This is a genomic window from Camelimonas sp. ID_303_24 (assembly GCF_053543495.1).
On sequence record NZ_JBLLJM010000017.1, the window covers coordinates 1 to 17,222 of the forward strand.

Below are 17,222 nucleotides of genomic sequence, written 5' to 3' on the forward strand. Positions count from 1 at the left end.
TCTCCTCGATCATCGAGTAATCTCTTGGGTCCGGGGGCGCGCCGGAATGACGGCGCGTCCTTTTCTATTGAAGTACGTCGGCCCGGAGGGGTCTTATGATCAACGGTCAGAATATCCGAATTCGCCTCAAGGCGTTCGATCACCGCATCCTCGATGCGTCGACCCGTGAGATCGTCTCGACGGCGAAGCGGACGGGCGCACAGGTTCGTGGCCCCATCCCGCTGCCTACCCGTATCGAGAAGTACACGGTCAATCGTTCGCCTCACATCGACAAGAAGTCGCGTGAGCAGTTCGAGATGCGCACCCACAAGCGCGTTCTCGACATCGTGGACCCGACCCCGCAGACCGTGGACGCGCTGATGAAGCTCGACCTCGCGGCCGGTGTTGACGTCGAAATCAAGCTCTGACGAGCGTTATTGCCGACGGTTGCCTCGGCACGCCTTAGAGGATACGCAAATGCGCTCAGGCGTCATTGCACAGAAGGTGGGGATGACACGCATCTTCACCGAAGCGGGCGAGCATGTGCCCGTTACCGTTCTGAAGCTCGACCAGTGCCAGGTGGTCGCGCATCGCACCCTCGACCGTAACGGCTACACCGCCCTCCAGGTCGGTTCGGGTTCGGTCAAGGTCAAGAACGTCAGCCGCGCCCAGCGTGGTCATTTCGCCGTGGCCAACGTCGAGCCGCGTCGTCGTCTCGCCGAGTTCCGCGTTGAGCCGGACCAGCTGATTCCGGTTGGCGCCGAGATCACCGCTGACCACTTCGTTGCGGGCCAGTTCGTGGACGTTACCGGCACCTCGACCGGTAAGGGTTTCGCCGGCGGCATGAAGCGCTGGAACTTCGGCGGCCTGCGCGCTTCGCACGGCGTGTCGATCTCCCACCGCTCCATCGGCGGCACCGGCGGTCGTCAGGATCCGGGCAAGGTGTTCAAGGGCAAGAAGATGCCTGGACACATGGGCGCCGAGCGGGTGACCACCCAGAACCTGCGCGTTGTCCAGACCGACGTCGAGCGTGGCCTGATTCTCGTCGAGGGCGCCGTTCCTGGCGTCGCCGGCGGCTGGATCATGGTTCGCGATGCGGTCAAGCGCGCGCTTCCGAAGGACGCTCCGGTTCCGGGTGCGTTCCGTGAGCGCGGCGCCGCCGCCGCTGAGGCTGCTTCGGAGGCTCCGGCCACTGACGGTCAGGAGACGACGTGATGAAACTCGAAATCACCACGCTTGAAGGGCAGAGCGCCGGTTCGGTCGACGTCGATGACGCGATCTTCGGTCTTGAGCCCCGCGCCGATCTGATCCATCGCTACGTGCGCTGGCAGCTCGCCCGCCGTCAGGCCGGAACCCATGCTTCGCAGGGTCGTTCCGACGTGGCCCGGACGCGCAAGAAGGTCTACAAGCAGAAGGGCACCGGCAGCGCCCGTCATGGCGCCGCCAGCGCGCCGCAGTTCCGCGGCGGCGGCAAGGCATTCGGTCCGGTTGTGCGCGATCACTCGCACGACCTGCCGAAGAAGGTCCGCGCCCTGGCCCTGCGCCACGCCCTTTCGGCCAAGGCGAAGGACGGCTCGATTGTCGTTCTCGACAAGGCCACTGTTGCCGAGCCGAAGACGAAGGCCCTTCGCGGCCAGTTCGGCAAGCTCGGTCTCAGCAACGCCCTCGTTGTCGACGGCAGCGAACTGGACGCCAACTTCAGCCTCGCGGCGCGCAACATTCCGAACGTCGACGTGCTGCCCGTCCAGGGCATCAACGTCTACGACATTATTCGCCGTGAGAAGCTCGTGCTGACCAGGGCGGCAGTCGACGCGCTGGAGGCGCGCTTCAAATGAGCAGCACTCGCCCCACTGACGTGCGCCATTACGATGTGATCATCTCGCCGGTGATCACCGAGAAGGCGACGGTTCTGTCGGAACAGAACAAGGTCGTCTTCCGTGTGGCCAAGAATGCAACCAAGCCTGCGATCAAGGCGGCGGTTGAGAAGCTGTTCAACGTGAAGGTCGCGAGCGTCAACACGCTCGTCACCAAGGGCAAGGTCAAGCGGTTCCGCAACACCCTTGGCCAGCGCTCTGACGTCAAGAAGGCCGTTGTCACCCTGGTTGATGGTGAATCCATCGATGTGACGACCGGTCTGTGAGCGGATACGGGAATTTGTAGCAATGGCACTTAAATCCTATAATCCGATCACGCCGGGCACACGCCAGCTGGTTCTCGTCGATCGCTCGACCCTGTACAAGGGCAAGCCGGTCAAGACGCTGACCGAGGGCAAGTCGCATTCGGGTGGTCGTAACAACAACGGCCGCATCACCGTTCGCTTCCGTGGCGGTGGTCACAAGCAGAGCTATCGTCTCGTCGACTTCAAGCGTCGCGAGAACCTTGGCGATGCCGCGACGGTTGAGCGTCTGGAATACGATCCGAACCGCACCGCGTTTATTGCGCTGATCAAGTTTGCCGACGGCAAGCTGTCGTACATCCTGGCGCCGCAGCGCCTGGCTGTTGGCGACACGGTGATTGCCGCCGAGCAGGCTGACATCAAGCCCGGCAACGCGATGCCGCTGGCCAACATGCCGATCGGCACGATCGTGCACAACATCGAGACCAAGATCGGCAAGGGCGGCTCGATTGCCCGTTCGGCCGGCGCTTATGCGCAGATCGTTGGTCGCGATCATGGCTACGTCATTGTGCGCCTGAATTCGGGTGAGCAGCGTCTGGTTCATGGTCAGTGCTTCGCCAGCGTCGGCGCTGTGTCGAATCCCGACCACATGAACACCAACATGGGCAAGGCGGGTCGCCGTCGCTGGCTGGGCCAGCGTCCGCACAACCGCGGCGTCACCATGAACCCGATCGACCACCCGCACGGCGGCGGCGAAGGCCGCACCTCTGGCGGTCGTCACCCGGTCACTCCGTGGGGCAAGCCGACCAAGGGCAAGAAGACGCGCGCCAACAAGCGCACGGATGCCTTTATCGTCACCAGCCGGCACAAACGGAAGAAGTAAGGAACCGCACGATGGCGCGTTCAGTATGGAAAGGTCCGTTTGTCGACGGATACCTTCTCAAGAAGGCCGACGCAGCCCGCGCGTCAAGCCGTTCGGAAGTCGTGAAGATCTGGAGCCGTCGCTCCACCATTCTTCCGCACTTCGTCGGTCTGACGTTTGGCGTCTACAACGGCCAGAAGCATATTCCCGTTCAGGTTTCCGAAGAGATGGTCGGTCACAAGTTCGGCGAATTCTCACCCACCCGCACCTATTACGGGCATGCGGCTGACAAGAAAGCGAAGAGGAGGTAAGCATGGGTAAGCCTGCCAATCCCCGCGCTCTTGCCGACAACGAGGCCCGCGCCGTGGCGCGGAACCTCCGCGTTTCCCCGCAGAAGCTCAACCTGGTCGCGCAGCTGATCCGCGGCAAGAAGGTGTCTCGCGCCCTGGCTGACCTCGAGTTCAGCCGCAAGCGCATCGCCGTCGATGTCCGCAAGACGCTGCAGAGCGCCATCGCCAACGCCGAGAACAACCATGACCTCGACATCGACGACCTGGTCGTCGCCGAGGCGTTCGTCGGCAAGGGGCTGGTGATGAAGCGTTTCCATGCCCGCGCCCGCGGTCGTGGCACGCGTATCGAGAAGCCGTTTGCGAACCTGACCATCGTGGTTCGCGAAACGCCCGCGACAGCCTGAGGACGGGATCATGGGTCAGAAAGTCAATCCGATCGGTCTTCGCCTCGGCGTCAACCGTACGTGGGATTCCCGCTGGTTCGCCCGCAAGGGCGAGTACGGTCAGCTGTTGCACGAAGACGTGCGGATCCGCGAAGCGCTTCGCAAGATGCTGAAGCAGGCCGCTGTTTCGCGCATCGTTGTTGAGCGCCCGCACCGCAAGTGCCGCGTCACCATCTACTCGGCGCGTCCGGGCGTGGTGATCGGCAAGAAGGGCGCGGACATCGACAAGCTGCGCCGCGCTGTTGCGAAGATGACCGACGCCGACGTCGCCATCAACATCGTCGAAGTGCGCAAGCCGGAGATCGACGCGACGCTGGTCGCCGAGTCGATCGCGCAGCAGCTTGAGCGTCGCGTGGCGTTCCGTCGCGCCATGAAGCGCGCCGTTCAGTCGGCGATGCGTCTGGGCGCCGAGGGCATCCGCATCAACTGCTCCGGCCGTCTGGGCGGCGCCGAGATCGCACGCATGGAGTGGTATCGCGAGGGTCGCGTGCCGCTGCATACGCTGCGCGCCGACGTCGACTATGGCGTGGCCACGGCCTTCACCACCTACGGCACGTGCGGAATCAAGGTCTGGATCTTCAAGGGTGAGATCCTGGAACATGATCCGATGGCCCAGGACAAGAAGATGAACGATGACGGCGGCCGCTCGCAGGCGCGTCGCGGGTCGGACGCGTCCCGGTAAGGGGCGCGGAGACCAGGAGCAGAAGCAATGCTGTCGCCCAAAAGAACCAAGTTCAGGAAGCAGTTCAAGGGCCGTATTCACGGTGTCGCCAAGGGTGGAACGGACCTCAACTTCGGTGAGTTCGGCCTCAAGGCGCTTGAACCCGAGCGTATCACCGCGCGTCAGATTGAAGCGGCCCGCCGCGCCATCACGCGTCACATGAAGCGCGCTGGCCGCGTCTGGATCCGTATTTTCCCGGACCTTCCGGTTACGGACAAGCCGACCGAAGTGCGTATGGGTAAGGGCAAGGGCTCGCCGGAATATTGGGCCGCCCGCGTCAAGCCCGGCCGCATCATGTTCGAGCTGGACGGCGTTAACGAGGAGATCGCCCGCGAGGCGCTTCGTCTCGGCGCCGCCAAGCTGCCGATCAAGACGCGCTTCGTGCAGCGCATCGCCGAGTGAGGAACAGGCAATGAAGACGAAAGACCGGCTTGCCGACCTCAAGCGGATGTCGGCGGACCAGCTCGGCGAAGAGTTGGTGAAGCTGAAAAAAGAGCAGTTTAATCTGCGCTTCCAGCGTGCTACAGGGCAGCTGGAAAACACGAATCGCGTGCGTGAGGTCCGTCGGGACATCGCCCGCATCCGCACGCTGCAGGCACAGCCTGCCGCTCCAAAGGCTTGAGGAGGCGGGAATGCCGAAGCGCGTTCTCCAGGGAACGGTCGTCAGTGACAAGGGCGACAAGACTGTGGTGGTGAAGGTGGAGCGTCGCTTCACCCATCCACTGTTCAAGAAGACCGTCCGCCGCACCAAGAACTACCACGCCCACGACGAGGGCAACGTGTTCAAGGTTGGCGACGAAGTGCTGATCCAGGAATCGAAGCCGATTTCGAAGACCAAGTCCTGGGTCGTGCTGGAGAAGTCGGGCGAAGCCTGATTTCCCCGTCACATACGGCGAGGGGACGCCAGATCCCCGTCAGTCGTAGTCCGGCGCGGCGCGCGTCGGAAACCGGCTGAGACAGAGAAAGGATCTTGCCATGATCCAGATGCAGACGAACCTTGATGTCGCTGACAATTCCGGCGCCCGCCGCGTCATGTGCATCAAGGTGCTTGGGGGCTCCAAGCGCAAGTACGCCGGCGTGGGCGACATCATCGTTGTGTCCGTCAAGGAAGCCATTCCGCGCGGTCGCGTGAAGAAGGGCGACGTCATGAAGGCTGTCGTCGTTCGCACCGCGAAGGACATCCGTCGCGCTGACGGCTCCGTGATCCGTTTCGACAACAACGCGGCCGTTCTGATCAACAATCAGAAAGAGCCGGTTGGCACCCGTATTTTCGGACCGGTGCCGCGCGAGCTGCGCGCGCGCAATCACATGAAAATCATTTCGCTCGCCCCTGAGGTGCTCTGATGGCTGCGAAGATCAAGAAGGGCGACACGGTTGTCGTCCTTACCGGCCGTGACCGGGGCAAGTCTGGCGAAGTCGTTCAGGTGTTGCCGAAGGAAAACCGCGCTGTGGTGCGTGGCGTCAACCTGGTGAAGCGTCATCAGCGTCAGACCCAGACCGCCCAGGGCGGCATCATCAGCAAGGAAGCGTCGCTCGATCTGTCGAATGTTGCGCTGGCCGATCCGAAGGACGGCAAGGCGACGCGCGTTGGTTTCAAGGTTCTTGACGATGGCCGCAAGGTTCGCGTCGCCAAGCGTTCCGGGGAAGTGATCGATGGCTGAGAAAGACAGCAAGAAGGTCGCCAAGGCCAAGGCGCCGAAGGCTGACAAGGCCGAAGTCGCTGCCGGCGCGCGTCCGCGCACCCCTGAAGGCTACGCCGCGCGTCTGCGCAAGCACTACGACGAAGTCGTGCGCGCCAAGCTGGTCGAAGAGTTCGGCTACGCCAACCCCATGCAGGTTCCGCGCATCGAAAAGATCGTGCTGAACATCGGTGCTGGCGAATCGACGGGCGACAGCAAGAAGGCGAGCGTTGCCGCTGAAGACCTGACCCAGATCACCGGCCAGAAGGCCGTTGTGACCCGCGCCCGCAAGGCTATCGCGACGTTCAAGCTTCGCGAGAACATGCCGATCGGCGCGAAAGTGACGCTGCGTAATGTCCGGATGTACGAGTTCCTTGACCGTCTGGTGACCATTGCGCTGCCGCGTGTCCGCGACTTCCGCGGGCTCAATCCGAAGTCCTTTGACGGGCGCGGAAACTACGCTTTCGGCATCAAGGAGCACATCGTGTTCCCTGAGATCAACTACGACAAGGTCGACACCATGTGGGGTATGGACATTATCGTCTGCACCACCGCGACGACCGACGCCGAGGCTCGTGCGCTCCTGAAGCACTTCAACTTCCCGTTCCGGCAGTGAGCAGGGCTGCCTGCTCATACGCGGACACCGGAGAATACTGATATGGCGAAGAAGAGTTCGATTGAGAAGAACAAGCGTCGCGAGAAGCTGGTCAAGCAGTATGCTGGCCGTCGCACGCGTCTTCTCGAGGTCGCTGAGGACAAGAACCGTCCGATCGAAGAGCGGTTTGAGGCCGTTCTGAAGCTTGCGCAGCTGCCGCGCAATTCCAGCCCGACGCGCGTCCGTAACCGTTGTGAGGTTTCGGGTCGTCCGCGCGCCTATTATCGCAAGCTCAAGATGTCGCGTATCGCGCTTCGCGAGCTCGGATCCCAGGGTTTGATCCCGGGTCTGGTCAAGTCGAGCTGGTAAGGAGAGCGCCATGGCTGTGAATGATCCCATCGGCGATTTGTTGACCCGCATCCGCAATGCGCAGATGCGTCGTCGCCCCCGCGTGACCAGCCCCGGTTCCTCGCTGCGCGCCCGCGTCCTGGACGTGCTGCAGCAGGAGGGTTATATCCGCGGTTTCACTGTGACCGAGTACGGCAACGGCCGGACCGAGTTCGAGATCGAGCTGAAGTATTTTGATGGCCAGCCGGTGATCCGCAAGATCGAGCGCGTCTCCAAGCCCGGCCGTCGGGTCTATGCTTCCGTCGACGCCATGCCGCGCGTGGCTGACGGTCTTGGCGTCACCATTCTCTCGACGCCGAAGGGCGTCATGGCCGATCATACGGCTCGCGAGAGCAACGTGGGCGGCGAAGTGCTCTGCAAGGTCTTCTGACCAGCAGCGTTGTCGAACCCACGGGGGACCATATTATGTCTCGTATCGGAAAAAAGCCGGTTACCGTGCCGTCCGGCGTCACTGCGACGGTCGACGGCCAGCTGGTCAAGGTCAAGGGCTCGAAGGGCGAACTGTCCTTCGTTATTCCTGACGATGTGTCGGTTTCTCTCGCTGACGGCTCCATCTCGGTGCAGCCGCGCGACGAATCCAAGAAGGCCCGCTCTCTTTGGGGCATGTCGCGTTCGCAGGTGAGCAACCTGATTGAGGGCGTCAGCAAGGGCTTTGAGAAGAAGCTCGAGATCAACGGCGTCGGCTACAGGGCCGCTGTCGCTGGCAAGACGCTGAAGCTGTCGCTTGGCTTCAGCCATGATGTTGACTACCCGGTGCCGGAAGGCATCGCTATTGTGACGCCGAAGCCGACGGAGATCGTCGTTTCCGGCATCAACAAGCAGCAGGTTGGTCAGGTCGCTGCCGAGATCCGCGAGTATCGTGGCCCCGAGCCTTACAAGGGCAAGGGCGTCAAGTACGCCAACGAATTTATCTTCCGCAAGGAAGGCAAGAAGAAGTAAGGATCGAACATGGCTTCGAATCAAGGTTCGAGCGATCGCCGCAAGGCGCGCGTTCGCCGCGCTCTTCGGGCCGCCGCCAATGGCCGTCCGCGGCTGTCGGTGTTTCGGTCCTCCAAGCAGATTTACGCCCAGATCATCGATGATGTGAAGGGTGTGACCCTGGCGGCTGCTTCGACGCTCGAGAAGGATCTGCGTTCCGGTCTGAAGACCGGCGCGGACGTCGAGGCGGCGAAGCTGATCGGCAAGCTCGTTGCTGAGCGCGCCGTTGCCGCCGGCGTGAAGGACGTCGTGTTCGATCGCGGCTCCTACATCTACCACGGCCGCGTCAAGGCCCTGGCTGACGCCGCCCGCGAGGGTGGCCTCAACTTCTGACGGCGCCAGACGTCCATTATGGCTGAACGGCAGGTCGCTCTGGAAAGGGCGGCCTGTTCGCGTCAGCCTTTTTGGCGTTTCGCCTGAAGATGCATTGCGGCGTTTTTTGTTTTAGCGAGCGGGGGCCGCAGCCCGCGAAAGTGAGATGGTTATGGCAAGAGACAGGCAGCCGCGCGAAGAGCGCGAGCGCGACAGCGAATTCGTTGATCGCCTTGTACATATCAATCGCGTTGCCAAGGTCGTGAAGGGTGGTCGCCGCTTCGGCTTCGCCGCTCTCGTGGTCGTTGGCGACCAGAAGGGCCGCGTTGGCTTCGGTCACGGCAAGGCCCGTGAAGTTCCTGAGGCGATCCGCAAGGCGACTGAAGCCGCCAAGCGCACGCTGGTCCGCATTCCGCTCAAGGAAGGCCGCACCCTGCATCACGACGTCAACGGACGTTGGGGCGCTGGCAAGGTCGTGCTGCGCGCGGCCGCTCCTGGTACCGGCATCATCGCCGGCGGCCCGATGCGCGCCGTGTTCGAGACCCTGGGCGTGGCTGACGTGGTCGCCAAGTCGCTCGGTTCGTCGAACCCGTACAACCTGGTTCGCGCGACGATCGACGCCCTGAAGCAGGAAGACAGCCCGCGTTCGGTGGCCGCGCGTCGTGGTCTGAAGGTTTCGACCCTTCAGTCGCGCCGTCGTGACGCCGGCTCTGACGTTTCCGCAGAAGCGTGAGGGGGGCAACATGTCCAAGGCTCAGAAGACAGTGACAGTCGTGCAGATCGGTAGCCCGATCCGCCGCGTGTCGACCCAGCGCGCAACGCTGATTGGTCTCGGTCTCAACAAGATGAACAAGCGCTCGACGCTGCCCGACAATTCCGCCACCCGCGGCATGATCGAAGCAGTGAAGCACCTCGTTCGCGTCGTGGACGGGGAGTGAGAAACATGAAGCTCACAGACATTCGCGATAATCCGGGCGCTACCAAAGAGCGCATGCGCGTTGGCCGCGGCATCGGTTCCGGCAAGGGCAAGACCGGCGGCCGTGGCGTCAAGGGTCAGAAGTCCCGCGCCGGTGTGGCCATCAAGGGTTTCGAAGGCGGCCAGATGCCTGTGCATCGCCGTCTGCCGAAGCGCGGCTTCAACAACATTTTCCGCAAGGACTACAACGAGGTGAACCTCGGCCGGCTGCAGGTGGCGATTGACGCCGGCAAGCTGGATGCGTCTGCGCCGGTGACTGTTGACGTTCTCGTGGCCGCCGGCGTTTGCGCCAAGGCCCGTGACGGCGTCCGCATTCTCGGCGTCGGAGAACTGAAGGCGAAGCTCGTTCTGCAGGTTGCAGGCGCGTCCCGCTCTGCCGTAGAAGCGGTGGAGAAGGCGGGCGGCTCCGTCACGATTCTCGGCGGTGAGGCTGCTGCGGAAGCCTGAGGCCATTTCTCAGGTTTATGTGATATCCGTCTGAATTTATTAAAATTTCAAAGACGGTCCTGAAACCGGAGGGCGGCCCGCCGCCCTCCGTTGGGGCCCGAGGGTCAAGCGCATGGCATCGGCAGCTGAACAGCTCGCTTCCAGTCTCAATTTCAGTTCGCTCGCCAAGGCGGAGGAGCTGAAAAAGCGGATCTGGTTCACGTTGGGCGCGCTGATCGTCTATCGCCTCGGCACCTATATCCCGCTTCCGGGGGTCAATCCGGACGCGGTGGCCGATATTTTCCGCCAGACCCAGGGCGGCGTGCTCGGCCTGTTCAACATGTTTTCCGGCGGCGCTGTCGGGCGGCTTGCAATTTTCGCCCTGAACATCATGCCGTACATCTCGGCCTCCATCATCCTGCAGCTGTTGACGAGCATCGTGCCGTCGCTCGAGCAGTTGAAGAAGGAGGGCGAGCAGGGCCGCAAGGTCATCAACCAGTATACCCGCTATCTCACGGTCATCCTGGCGCTTTTCCAGGCCTGGGGAATCGCGGTGGGTCTCGAGAGCTCGGGCAATGTTGTCCTTGAGCCCGGACTGTTTTTCCGTATTTCCACGGTGATCACGCTGCTGGGCGGCACCATGTTCCTGATGTGGCTGGGCGAGCAGATCACCGCCCGCGGCATCGGCAATGGCGTTTCGCTGATCATTTTCGCAGGCATTGTCGCCGAGCTTCCGCAGGCCATCGCCGGCACCCTTGAGCTGGGTCGCCAGGGCGCCCTGTCCACCGGCATCATTCTCGGCGTGCTTGTCATGGCCGTCGCCGCCATCGCCTTCATCGTCTACATGGAGCGGGCGCAGCGCCGCTTGCTGATCAACTATCCCAAGCGTCAGGTCGGCAACCGCCTGTATGAAGGCCAGACCTCGTTCCTGCCGCTGAAGCTCAACACCGCCGGCGTCATTCCGCCGATCTTCGCTTCGTCGCTGCTGCTGTTGCCGACCACCATTGCCAGTTTCTCGCAGGGTGGCGACGGCACGGGTTTCCTCGCGACCATGTCAGCGTATCTCGGTCACGGCCGGCCGCTGTATATCGTGCTGTACGTGGCGCTGATCGTTTTCTTTGCCTTCTTCTACACGGCTATCGTTTTCAATCCGTCGGAGACGGCCGACAATCTGAAGAAGCAGGGCGGCTTCATTCCTGGCATCCGTCCGGGTGAGCGCACTGCGGATTTCATCGACTATGTGCTGACGCGCATCACCGTGATCGGCGCGGCCTATCTGGCCCTCATCTGTCTGCTTCCAGAACTGCTGATTTCCTATGCCTCGCTTCCTTTCTACTTCGGCGGCACCTCGCTGCTGATCGTCGTGAGCGTCACGATGGATACGGTTGCGCAGGTGCATGGCCATCTGCTCGCGCACCAGTACGAGGGCCTCGTCAAGAAGGCCAAACTCAAAGGGGGACGGCGTAAATGAGACTGATTCTTCTGGGCCCTCCGGGCGCGGGCAAGGGCACCCAGGCGAAGCGTCTGGTCGAGCGTTATGGCATCCCCCAGCTGTCTACCGGCGACATGTTGCGCGCCGCCGTGGCGGCCGGCACGCCGATTGGGCTGAAAGCCAGGGCGGTGATGGACGCCGGCCAGCTGGTCTCCGACGATATCGTGATCGGCATTGTCGCCGATCGTATCGAGGAAGCCGACGCGAAGAAGGGCTTCATTCTCGACGGCTTTCCGCGCACCGTGGCCCAGGCCGAGGCGCTGGGCGACATGCTCGCGGGCAAGGGGCTGAAGCTGGACGCGGTGGTTGAGCTGGTGGTCGACCAGGATGGTCTGGTGAGCCGGATCATCAATCGCGCCGCCGAATCGAAGGCCAATGGCGAGCCGGTTCGCGCCGACGATGATCCGGAGGTCTTCAAGACCCGTCTGGCGGCCTACAATCGCGATACCGCGGTTGTCGCCCCGTTCTATGAGGGCAGGGGCCAGCTCACCCGCATTGACGGCGAGCAGGCCATCGACGCCGTGAGCGCCGCGCTCTATGCGGCGCTTGACAAGGTTGACGCCTGAGCCTTTTGGGGTTAACAGGGCGCAACTTTTTCGAACGGCGCCGTTCTTTCCTCAAGAGGGACGGCGCTGTTCGCATTGCGTTTCCCGCAGGGCCGGCCTCCACCGGATGCGGGTTCAGCCGCGGATTTGCGGCGCTTGAGTAGACCCGGCGCACCTGCGCCGGCCACATGGAGACGACATTGGCTCGTATTGCTGGCGTAAATATTCCGACGAACAAGCGCACCGTTATCGCGCTTCAGTACATTCACGGCATCGGCGCGAAGTTCGCTTCCGAGATCTGCGAGAAGGTCGGCATTCCGGCTGAGCGTCGGGTCAACGAACTGACTGACCAGGAAGTTCTGCAGATCCGTGAAACCATCGACCGCGACTATCTGGTCGAAGGCGACCTGCGTCGCGAAGTGTCGATGAACATCAAGCGCCTGATGGACCTGGGTTGCTATCGCGGTCTGCGTCACCGTCGCGGCCTGCCGGTTCGCGGTCAGCGCACCCACACCAACGCCCGCACCCGCAAGGGCAAGGCGAAGCCGATCGCCGGCAAGAAGAAGTAATCAGCGGCTGGTTCGCCAGTCTGTGGCGGAGCAGGGGTCCTGCTCCGCGATGTTTTGTCCCGAGCGCCTGGCAATACGGGCGCGCCTGAAGGAAGTGGTTTATGGCCAAGGAAGTTACCCGCGTTCGTCGCCGCGAGCGCAAGAACATCGTCTCCGGCATCGCGCACGTGAACGCCAGCTTCAACAACACGCTGGTCACCATCACCGACGCGCAGGGCAACACGATCTCCTGGTCGTCCGCCGGCACGATGGGCTTCAAGGGTTCGCGCAAGTCGACCCCGTATGCGGCTCAGGTCGCTGCTGAGGACGCTGCCCGCAAGGCTGCCGAGCATGGCATGCGCACGCTTGAGGTTGAGGTTTCTGGTCCCGGCTCCGGTCGTGAGTCCGCCCTGCGCGCGCTGCAGGCTGCCGGCTTCACCGTGACCTCGATCCGCGACGTGACGCCGATCCCGCACAACGGTTGCCGTCCGCGCAAGCGCCGCCGCGTCTGATCCTGACGGCCCCGGCTTGCCGGGGTCGCGCCGTTTGCGACGCGCCGCCCTTCAATGTGGCGTTGGCGCGCCGCCCCTTATGAGATCCGCAGAGGTGTGCTCGTGATCCAGAAAAACTGGCAGGAACTGATCAAGCCGGGCAAGCTCGAGGTGTCCGGCAGCGATGACCGCAGGCACGTGGCGACCCTCGTGGCAGAGCCGCTTGAGCGTGGCTTCGGCCTGACGCTGGGCAACGCCTTGCGGCGCGTGCTCCTGTCGTCTCTCCAGGGCGCTGCGGTGACGGCGATCCAGATCGACGGCGTGCTGCACGAGTTTTCGTCGGTGCCAGGCGTTCGTGAGGACGTCACCGACATTGTGCTGAACGTGAAGATGATTGCCATTCGCATGCAGGGCGAAGGCCCCAAGCGGATGACGTTGCGCAAGCAGGGCCCCGGCCTTGTCACCGCCGGCGACATCAACACGGTTGGCGACATCCAGATTCTTAATCCTGACATGCCGCTGTGCACGCTGGACGATGGCGCGGAAGTGCGCATGGAGTTCACCGTCAACACCGGCAAGGGCTATGTGCCGGCTGAGCGCAACTGCCCCGAGGACGCGCCGATTGGCCTGATCCCGGTGGACAGCATTTTCAGCCCGGTTCGCAAGGTTTCCTACCGCGTCGAGAACACCCGTGAGGGCCAGGTTCTGGACTATGACAAGCTGACGCTTGAGGTGGAGACTAACGGCGCGGTTTCGCCGGAAGACGCCGTGGCCTACGCCGCGCGCATCCTGCAGGACCAGCTGGCCATCTTCGTCAATTTCGAAGAGCCCCGTCGCGAGGAGGCCGGCGCCGCCGCTGCGCCGCAGCTGCCCTTCAACCCCGCGCTGCTCAAGAAGGTCGACGAGCTGGAGCTGTCGGTCCGTTCGGCCAACTGCCTCAAGAACGACAACATCGTTTACATCGGCGACCTCATCCAGAAGTCGGAAGCGGAGATGCTCCGCACGCCGAACTTCGGTCGCAAGTCGCTGAACGAGATCAAGGAAGTTCTCGCGACTCTTGGCCTGCACCTCGGCATGGACGTGCAGGGCTGGCCGCCGGAGAACATCGAAGACCTCGCCAAGCGCTTCGAAGAACACTACTGAGTTTTGTGCGCTGGCTATCAGACAAGCCAGCCAATCAAGAGAGCGGCCGTACCGTGGCACGGCGGCCGCATAAATCTGGAGACAGCCAATGCGTCACGGTTTCGCCCATCGTCGTTTCAACCGCTCCTCCGAGCACCGCAAGGCGATGTTCGCCAACATGGCTGCGGCGCTGATCAAGCACGAGCAGATTGTCACCACCCTGCCGAAGGCGAAGGACCTGCGTCCGATCGTCGAGAAGCTGGTGACCCTCGGCAAGCGCGGCGACCTGCACGCCCGTCGTCAGGCCATCGCCCAGATCCGCGACCAGGATCAGGCCCGCAAGCTGTTTGAAGTGCTTGGCCCGCGCTACAAGGAGCGCAACGGCGGCTACCTGCGCATCATGAAGGCCGGCTTCCGCTTCGGCGACAACGCTCCGATGGCTGTCATCGAGTTCGTTGACCGCGACGTTGACGCCAAGGGCAAGGACTCCGGCCCGACGCAGGTTGCTGACGAGGCGTGATTTTCAGCTCAGCTGAAATTTTGGAAGGGCGGTGTTTTCACCGCCCTTTTTTATTGCGCTGCTGGCAATGTCGGACGGTGCTCATGTCTTGGGTCCGCCACTTTTCCGATTGAATCGTGCGGGATTCTGGCAAGATGGCGCACGCCATACAGGCTGTTTCCGCGTGGTTCGGCGATGGGCTGACAGGGTGGAGATTCTGCGTGTCTGCGGCCAGGTTGGGGCCGGCGAGGTTTTGCCGCTTCAGCGCCATGCGGCGGGGGCAGGTAGCCTGACTGCTGACGGCTGGCTTGCCTGCGGCTGGCGCGAGGAATTTGGGCGGGGCGGGAGCCAGTTCTGGCATCCGGCCTTGCGTTGGGAGAATTGAGGATGTGGATGGTTATTGGCGCCAATGGAATGCGGCCAGCCCGGGTTGGAAGGCGCAATCGCGGGGTTTCCCGCGCGGCTGCGCTGACGGCCGCCGCGGTCGTCGCCGCCATGATGGCCGGGCCGTCCACGGCCTTTGCCCAGACGCGAGAGGCGCCGCAGAGCCGTGGTGATATCCAGCTCTCCTTCAGCCCGATCGTCAGGAAGGTCGCGCCGTCGGTGGTCAACGTCTATGGAGCGCGGGTTGAGCGTCAGCAGCAGAATCCGCTGTTCGAAGACCCGTTCTTCCGCCGTTTCTTTGGCGGCGACTTCGGCGTGCCGCGCGAGCGCGTGGCGCGGTCGCTGGGCTCCGGCGTGATTGTCGATCCCACGGGAATCATCGTCACCAATCATCACGTCATTGAAAACATGACCGAGGTGAAGATCGCGCTCGCTGACAAGCGCGAATTCGAGTGCGATATCGTGCTGCGCGATCCGCGCACCGATCTGGCCGTGCTGCGTATCCGCGACAAGGGCGTGAAGCTGCCTGCCATGGAGCTGGGCGATTCGGACGCGCTTGAGGTCGGCGATCTGGTTCTGGCCATCGGCAATCCGTTCGGCGTTGGCCAGACGGTCACCCAGGGCATTGTTTCGGCGCTGGCCCGCACGCAGGTTGGCATTGGCGACTACCAGTTCTTCATCCAGACCGACGCCGCCATCAATCCGGGCAATTCCGGCGGCGCCCTTGTGGATATGAAGGGCCGTCTGGTCGGCATCAATTCGGCGATCTATTCCCGTTCTGGCGGCAGTGTCGGCATTGGCTTCGCCATACCGGCCGCAATGACGCGGGTCGTGGTGGATTCGGCGAAAAGCGGCGGCAAGCTGGTGAAGCGGCCCTATTTCGGCGGGCGGTTGCAGGCGGTGACCGCCGACATTGCCGAGAGTGTCGGGCTTGAGCGGCCCACGGGGGCGCTTGTGGCCGAGCTTCGCCCTGGCGGCCCGGCCGCCGATGCGGGGCTGAAGCGCGGCGACGTGATCCTGTCGGTGGACGGGCAGGCGGTGGATGATCCGGATGCGTTCGGCTACCGGCTCGCGACCCGGCCGATGGGCGGGGAGGCGACGCTGACGGTGCAGCGCGGCTCCCGGAAGGAGACGGTGAAAATCCGCCTCGCGCCGGCGCCGGAAACACCGGCGCGGGATGTGGTGAAGCTTTCGCAACGCACGCCGTTTGGCGGCGCCACGGCGGCCAATTTGTCGCCGGCGGTGGCCGAGGAACTGGCCATGGATGTGGCTGGTAGCGGCGTGGTCATCCTCGACATCGCCGATGGCTCCAGCGCCGCTCAGGTGGGCCTGAAGAAAGGCGATGTGATTGTGGCGGTGAACGGCGAGAAGGTTACAACCTCCCGTGAGCTGGACGCGGCGCTGTCCCGTCGCGCCCGCTATTGGGAAATCACCATCAAGCGCGGCGAGGAGGTGTTCACCGCCGTCCTGGGCGGCTAGGGCGCCTTTTGGTCAGACGGAATCGTCCGGTCGGCCCCACTTTGTTCAAAGTGGAGGATGGAGGCGTGTTTTCCGATCCATTTTGATCGGAGAAGACGCTGACGCCCCTGATTGGAAGAACGTGGCTGCCCGCAGCGCGCGGGCATCCACGCCAGGAGCGCAGAGTTGCCTCAGGGGCGTATTTGCCTCAGGAGGCGTATTTGATGGAGCAGCCGTAAGCGCGGGTTTGTGGCGCGCTCACCGGCTTGCCGCCGCTGAGTTCGGTCAGGGCCTCGCGCACGTAATTGCGCGCGCCCGCGATCTCGGAGACGTTCGTGCCTGGCTTGTCGTCGATGGCGCCCATATAGGCGAGTTTGCCTTCGGGCGTGATGACATACATATGCGGCGTGGCCCGCGCGCCATAGGCGCGACCAACCTTGCCATCCGGATCGAACAGCACCTGGGCAGGCGCGGCGTCGCGGCTGGCGGTGAGCCGGTTGGCCTCATCGGGCGAAACGGCGCCCTGTTCGCCTGGGGCTGATGAAATGATGCTCAGCCAGATGACGCCGGCTTTGGCGGCGTCCCGCTGCAAACTCTGCATGTTGCCGCTGGCGTAGTGTTTTTTCACAAATGGGCATTCGTGGTTGGTCCACTCCAGCACCACGGTTTTGCCCTTGAAATCCGCGAGGGAAATTTTTCCGCCGCCGGCCGAGGTCAGGGTAAAGGGCGGCGCCACGGAGCCAGGTTTCACCGGCGGCGGCGCGGCAAGCGTCGGGAGAGTGGGAGCGAGGGCCAGGGCCAGGCCAGCAAGGGCGCTACCCGCAAACAGACGGCGGCGCGAGAGACAAAAGGGGCGGCTCATCCTCATTCTCCTTTGCGATTCAATGCTGGCGGGTGT

The 17,222-nt window shown here is 63.2% G+C and carries 29 protein-coding genes; 28 read left to right on the top strand and 1 reads right to left on the bottom strand.

Annotated elements, in window-relative coordinates:
- Positions 1–98: 98 nt before the first annotated feature.
- From rpsJ to ACERNI_RS14415, 28 genes are all read left to right on the top strand, one after another.
- Entirely contained in the window at positions 99–407 is a 309-nt protein-coding gene (gene rpsJ / locus ACERNI_RS14280; protein WP_132010777.1) for a 30S ribosomal protein S10, read from the top strand.
- 49 nt (positions 408–456) lie between these two features.
- Complete coding sequence (gene rplC / locus ACERNI_RS14285; protein WP_448833938.1) at positions 457–1,194, top strand: 50S ribosomal protein L3; 738 nt, start codon at positions 457–459, stop codon at positions 1,192–1,194.
- Entirely contained in the window at positions 1,194–1,814 is a 621-nt protein-coding gene (rplD, locus tag ACERNI_RS14290) for a 50S ribosomal protein L4 (RefSeq protein WP_448834027.1), read from the top strand. The genes rplC and rplD overlap by 1 nt, the downstream gene beginning before the upstream one ends.
- Entirely contained in the window at positions 1,811–2,119 is a 309-nt protein-coding gene (locus ACERNI_RS14295) for a 50S ribosomal protein L23 (protein WP_132010728.1), read from the top strand. Before rplD ends, ACERNI_RS14295 begins: the two co-directional genes overlap by 4 nt.
- A gap of 22 nt (positions 2,120–2,141) precedes the next feature.
- Positions 2,142–2,978 (top strand): 50S ribosomal protein L2, encoded by an 837-nt coding sequence (gene rplB / locus ACERNI_RS14300; RefSeq protein WP_448833939.1) that lies wholly within the window; start codon positions 2,142–2,144, stop codon positions 2,976–2,978.
- Between the two features lie 11 nt (positions 2,979–2,989).
- The gene (gene rpsS, locus ACERNI_RS14305; protein ID WP_191317757.1) at positions 2,990–3,268 is read left to right on the top strand and encodes a 30S ribosomal protein S19; all 279 of its coding nucleotides are present in this window, start codon (positions 2,990–2,992) and stop codon (positions 3,266–3,268) included.
- A 2-nt stretch (positions 3,269–3,270) separates the two neighbouring features.
- Positions 3,271–3,651, top strand: a complete 381-nt coding sequence (rplV, locus tag ACERNI_RS14310; RefSeq protein WP_132010734.1) for a 50S ribosomal protein L22 — start codon at positions 3,271–3,273, stop codon at positions 3,649–3,651.
- Positions 3,652–3,661: 10 nt separating this feature from the next.
- Positions 3,662–4,372 (top strand): 30S ribosomal protein S3, encoded by a 711-nt coding sequence (gene rpsC / locus ACERNI_RS14315; protein ID WP_191317758.1) that lies wholly within the window; start codon positions 3,662–3,664, stop codon positions 4,370–4,372.
- 27 nt (positions 4,373–4,399) lie between these two features.
- Positions 4,400–4,813, top strand: coding sequence for a 50S ribosomal protein L16 (rplP, locus tag ACERNI_RS14320; protein WP_132010738.1), 414 nt, complete (start codon positions 4,400–4,402; stop codon positions 4,811–4,813).
- Between the two features lie 10 nt (positions 4,814–4,823).
- A complete protein-coding gene (gene rpmC / locus ACERNI_RS14325) occupies positions 4,824–5,033 on the top strand; it encodes a 50S ribosomal protein L29 (RefSeq protein ID WP_132010740.1) in 210 nt (69 codons plus the stop codon).
- 10 nt (positions 5,034–5,043) lie between these two features.
- Positions 5,044–5,286, top strand: coding sequence for a 30S ribosomal protein S17 (gene rpsQ / locus ACERNI_RS14330; RefSeq protein WP_448833940.1), 243 nt, complete (start codon positions 5,044–5,046; stop codon positions 5,284–5,286).
- Between the two features lie 100 nt (positions 5,287–5,386).
- Positions 5,387–5,755: a 50S ribosomal protein L14 gene (rplN, locus tag ACERNI_RS14335; RefSeq protein ID WP_191317759.1), complete on the top strand. Its 369-nt coding sequence runs from the start codon at positions 5,387–5,389 to the stop codon at positions 5,753–5,755.
- Entirely contained in the window at positions 5,755–6,072 is a 318-nt protein-coding gene (gene rplX / locus ACERNI_RS14340) for a 50S ribosomal protein L24 (protein WP_448833941.1), read from the top strand. Before rplN ends, rplX begins: the two co-directional genes overlap by 1 nt.
- On the top strand, positions 6,065–6,706 hold the full coding sequence (gene rplE, locus ACERNI_RS14345) for a 50S ribosomal protein L5 (protein WP_448833942.1): 642 nt from the start codon (positions 6,065–6,067) through the stop codon (positions 6,704–6,706). The genes rplX and rplE overlap by 8 nt, the downstream gene beginning before the upstream one ends.
- Before the next feature lie 42 nt (positions 6,707–6,748).
- Positions 6,749–7,054 (top strand): 30S ribosomal protein S14, encoded by a 306-nt coding sequence (rpsN, locus tag ACERNI_RS14350; protein WP_448833943.1) that lies wholly within the window; start codon positions 6,749–6,751, stop codon positions 7,052–7,054.
- Between the two features lie 10 nt (positions 7,055–7,064).
- Positions 7,065–7,463 (top strand): 30S ribosomal protein S8, encoded by a 399-nt coding sequence (rpsH, locus tag ACERNI_RS14355; protein ID WP_132010752.1) that lies wholly within the window; start codon positions 7,065–7,067, stop codon positions 7,461–7,463.
- Between the two features lie 35 nt (positions 7,464–7,498).
- Positions 7,499–8,032: a 50S ribosomal protein L6 gene (gene rplF / locus ACERNI_RS14360; RefSeq protein WP_448833944.1), complete on the top strand. Its 534-nt coding sequence runs from the start codon at positions 7,499–7,501 to the stop codon at positions 8,030–8,032.
- Positions 8,033–8,041: 9 nt separating this feature from the next.
- The gene (gene rplR / locus ACERNI_RS14365) at positions 8,042–8,404 is read left to right on the top strand and encodes a 50S ribosomal protein L18 (RefSeq protein ID WP_448833945.1); all 363 of its coding nucleotides are present in this window, start codon (positions 8,042–8,044) and stop codon (positions 8,402–8,404) included.
- 151 nt (positions 8,405–8,555) lie between these two features.
- Positions 8,556–9,116 carry a 30S ribosomal protein S5 gene (gene rpsE, locus ACERNI_RS14370; protein WP_191317934.1) on the top strand — a complete coding sequence of 187 codons (561 nt, stop codon included), beginning with the start codon at positions 8,556–8,558 and terminating at the stop codon, positions 9,114–9,116.
- Positions 9,117–9,126: 10 nt separating this feature from the next.
- Positions 9,127–9,321 carry a 50S ribosomal protein L30 gene (gene rpmD / locus ACERNI_RS14375; RefSeq protein WP_132010759.1) on the top strand — a complete coding sequence of 65 codons (195 nt, stop codon included), beginning with the start codon at positions 9,127–9,129 and terminating at the stop codon, positions 9,319–9,321.
- Positions 9,322–9,326: 5 nt separating this feature from the next.
- On the top strand, positions 9,327–9,806 hold the full coding sequence (gene rplO / locus ACERNI_RS14380; protein ID WP_448833946.1) for a 50S ribosomal protein L15: 480 nt from the start codon (positions 9,327–9,329) through the stop codon (positions 9,804–9,806).
- Between the two features lie 112 nt (positions 9,807–9,918).
- Positions 9,919–11,256: a preprotein translocase subunit SecY gene (gene secY, locus ACERNI_RS14385; RefSeq protein ID WP_448833947.1), complete on the top strand. Its 1,338-nt coding sequence runs from the start codon at positions 9,919–9,921 to the stop codon at positions 11,254–11,256.
- Positions 11,253–11,843 carry an adenylate kinase gene (locus ACERNI_RS14390; RefSeq protein ID WP_448833948.1) on the top strand — a complete coding sequence of 197 codons (591 nt, stop codon included), beginning with the start codon at positions 11,253–11,255 and terminating at the stop codon, positions 11,841–11,843. Before secY ends, ACERNI_RS14390 begins: the two co-directional genes overlap by 4 nt.
- A 179-nt stretch (positions 11,844–12,022) precedes the next feature.
- Positions 12,023–12,391 carry a 30S ribosomal protein S13 gene (gene rpsM, locus ACERNI_RS14395; RefSeq protein WP_132010767.1) on the top strand — a complete coding sequence of 123 codons (369 nt, stop codon included), beginning with the start codon at positions 12,023–12,025 and terminating at the stop codon, positions 12,389–12,391.
- A 101-nt stretch (positions 12,392–12,492) separates the two neighbouring features.
- Positions 12,493–12,882, top strand: a complete 390-nt coding sequence (gene rpsK / locus ACERNI_RS14400) for a 30S ribosomal protein S11 (RefSeq protein WP_132010769.1) — start codon at positions 12,493–12,495, stop codon at positions 12,880–12,882.
- A 54-nt stretch (positions 12,883–12,936) separates the two neighbouring features.
- Positions 12,937–14,004, top strand: a complete 1,068-nt coding sequence (locus tag ACERNI_RS14405; protein WP_448833949.1) for a DNA-directed RNA polymerase subunit alpha — start codon at positions 12,937–12,939, stop codon at positions 14,002–14,004.
- An 88-nt stretch (positions 14,005–14,092) separates the two neighbouring features.
- Positions 14,093–14,503 carry a 50S ribosomal protein L17 gene (rplQ, locus tag ACERNI_RS14410; RefSeq protein WP_448833950.1) on the top strand — a complete coding sequence of 137 codons (411 nt, stop codon included), beginning with the start codon at positions 14,093–14,095 and terminating at the stop codon, positions 14,501–14,503.
- Positions 14,504–14,977: 474 nt separating this feature from the next.
- The gene (locus tag ACERNI_RS14415) at positions 14,978–16,345 is read left to right on the top strand and encodes a Do family serine endopeptidase (RefSeq protein ID WP_448834028.1); all 1,368 of its coding nucleotides are present in this window, start codon (positions 14,978–14,980) and stop codon (positions 16,343–16,345) included.
- A 187-nt stretch (positions 16,346–16,532) separates the two neighbouring features.
- On the opposite strand, the gene ACERNI_RS14420 is transcribed toward ACERNI_RS14415, so the two are convergent.
- The gene (locus tag ACERNI_RS14420) at positions 16,533–17,186 is read right to left on the bottom strand and encodes a thioredoxin family protein (protein ID WP_448833951.1); all 654 of its coding nucleotides are present in this window, start codon (positions 17,184–17,186) and stop codon (positions 16,533–16,535) included.
- Positions 17,187–17,222 lie beyond the last annotated feature (36 nt).

What these genes read in the sequence shown, in the direction of transcription:
- rplN (WP_191317759.1), top strand. Translation starts at nt 5,387, where the DNA reads ATGATCCAGATGCAGACGAACCTTGATGTCGCTGACAATTCCGGCGCC.
- rplP (WP_132010738.1), top strand. Translation starts at nt 4,400, where the DNA reads ATGCTGTCGCCCAAAAGAACCAAGTTCAGGAAGCAGTTCAAGGGCCGT.
- rpsH (WP_132010752.1), top strand. Translation starts at nt 7,065, where the DNA reads ATGGCTGTGAATGATCCCATCGGCGATTTGTTGACCCGCATCCGCAAT.
- ACERNI_RS14420 (WP_448833951.1), bottom strand. Translation starts at nt 17,186, where the DNA reads ATGAGCCGCCCCTTTTGTCTCTCGCGCCGCCGTCTGTTTGCGGGTAGC.
- rpsQ (WP_448833940.1), top strand. Translation starts at nt 5,044, where the DNA reads ATGCCGAAGCGCGTTCTCCAGGGAACGGTCGTCAGTGACAAGGGCGAC.
- ACERNI_RS14390 (WP_448833948.1), top strand. Translation starts at nt 11,253, where the DNA reads ATGAGACTGATTCTTCTGGGCCCTCCGGGCGCGGGCAAGGGCACCCAG.
- rplB (WP_448833939.1), top strand. Translation starts at nt 2,142, where the DNA reads ATGGCACTTAAATCCTATAATCCGATCACGCCGGGCACACGCCAGCTG.
- rplO (WP_448833946.1), top strand. Translation starts at nt 9,327, where the DNA reads ATGAAGCTCACAGACATTCGCGATAATCCGGGCGCTACCAAAGAGCGC.
- rpsC (WP_191317758.1), top strand. Translation starts at nt 3,662, where the DNA reads ATGGGTCAGAAAGTCAATCCGATCGGTCTTCGCCTCGGCGTCAACCGT.
- rplC (WP_448833938.1), top strand. Translation starts at nt 457, where the DNA reads ATGCGCTCAGGCGTCATTGCACAGAAGGTGGGGATGACACGCATCTTC.
- secY (WP_448833947.1), top strand. Translation starts at nt 9,919, where the DNA reads ATGGCATCGGCAGCTGAACAGCTCGCTTCCAGTCTCAATTTCAGTTCG.
- ACERNI_RS14405 (WP_448833949.1), top strand. Translation starts at nt 12,937, where the DNA reads ATGTGGCGTTGGCGCGCCGCCCCTTATGAGATCCGCAGAGGTGTGCTC.
- rpmC (WP_132010740.1), top strand. Translation starts at nt 4,824, where the DNA reads ATGAAGACGAAAGACCGGCTTGCCGACCTCAAGCGGATGTCGGCGGAC.
- rpsS (WP_191317757.1), top strand. Translation starts at nt 2,990, where the DNA reads ATGGCGCGTTCAGTATGGAAAGGTCCGTTTGTCGACGGATACCTTCTC.
- rplX (WP_448833941.1), top strand. Translation starts at nt 5,755, where the DNA reads ATGGCTGCGAAGATCAAGAAGGGCGACACGGTTGTCGTCCTTACCGGC.
- rplQ (WP_448833950.1), top strand. Translation starts at nt 14,093, where the DNA reads ATGCGTCACGGTTTCGCCCATCGTCGTTTCAACCGCTCCTCCGAGCAC.
- rpmD (WP_132010759.1), top strand. Translation starts at nt 9,127, where the DNA reads ATGTCCAAGGCTCAGAAGACAGTGACAGTCGTGCAGATCGGTAGCCCG.
- rplR (WP_448833945.1), top strand. Translation starts at nt 8,042, where the DNA reads ATGGCTTCGAATCAAGGTTCGAGCGATCGCCGCAAGGCGCGCGTTCGC.
- rpsE (WP_191317934.1), top strand. Translation starts at nt 8,556, where the DNA reads ATGGCAAGAGACAGGCAGCCGCGCGAAGAGCGCGAGCGCGACAGCGAA.
- ACERNI_RS14295 (WP_132010728.1), top strand. Translation starts at nt 1,811, where the DNA reads ATGAGCAGCACTCGCCCCACTGACGTGCGCCATTACGATGTGATCATC.
- rplD (WP_448834027.1), top strand. Translation starts at nt 1,194, where the DNA reads ATGAAACTCGAAATCACCACGCTTGAAGGGCAGAGCGCCGGTTCGGTC.
- rplF (WP_448833944.1), top strand. Translation starts at nt 7,499, where the DNA reads ATGTCTCGTATCGGAAAAAAGCCGGTTACCGTGCCGTCCGGCGTCACT.
- rpsK (WP_132010769.1), top strand. Translation starts at nt 12,493, where the DNA reads ATGGCCAAGGAAGTTACCCGCGTTCGTCGCCGCGAGCGCAAGAACATC.
- ACERNI_RS14415 (WP_448834028.1), top strand. Translation starts at nt 14,978, where the DNA reads ATGATGGCCGGGCCGTCCACGGCCTTTGCCCAGACGCGAGAGGCGCCG.
- rpsN (WP_448833943.1), top strand. Translation starts at nt 6,749, where the DNA reads ATGGCGAAGAAGAGTTCGATTGAGAAGAACAAGCGTCGCGAGAAGCTG.
- rplE (WP_448833942.1), top strand. Translation starts at nt 6,065, where the DNA reads ATGGCTGAGAAAGACAGCAAGAAGGTCGCCAAGGCCAAGGCGCCGAAG.
- rplV (WP_132010734.1), top strand. Translation starts at nt 3,271, where the DNA reads ATGGGTAAGCCTGCCAATCCCCGCGCTCTTGCCGACAACGAGGCCCGC.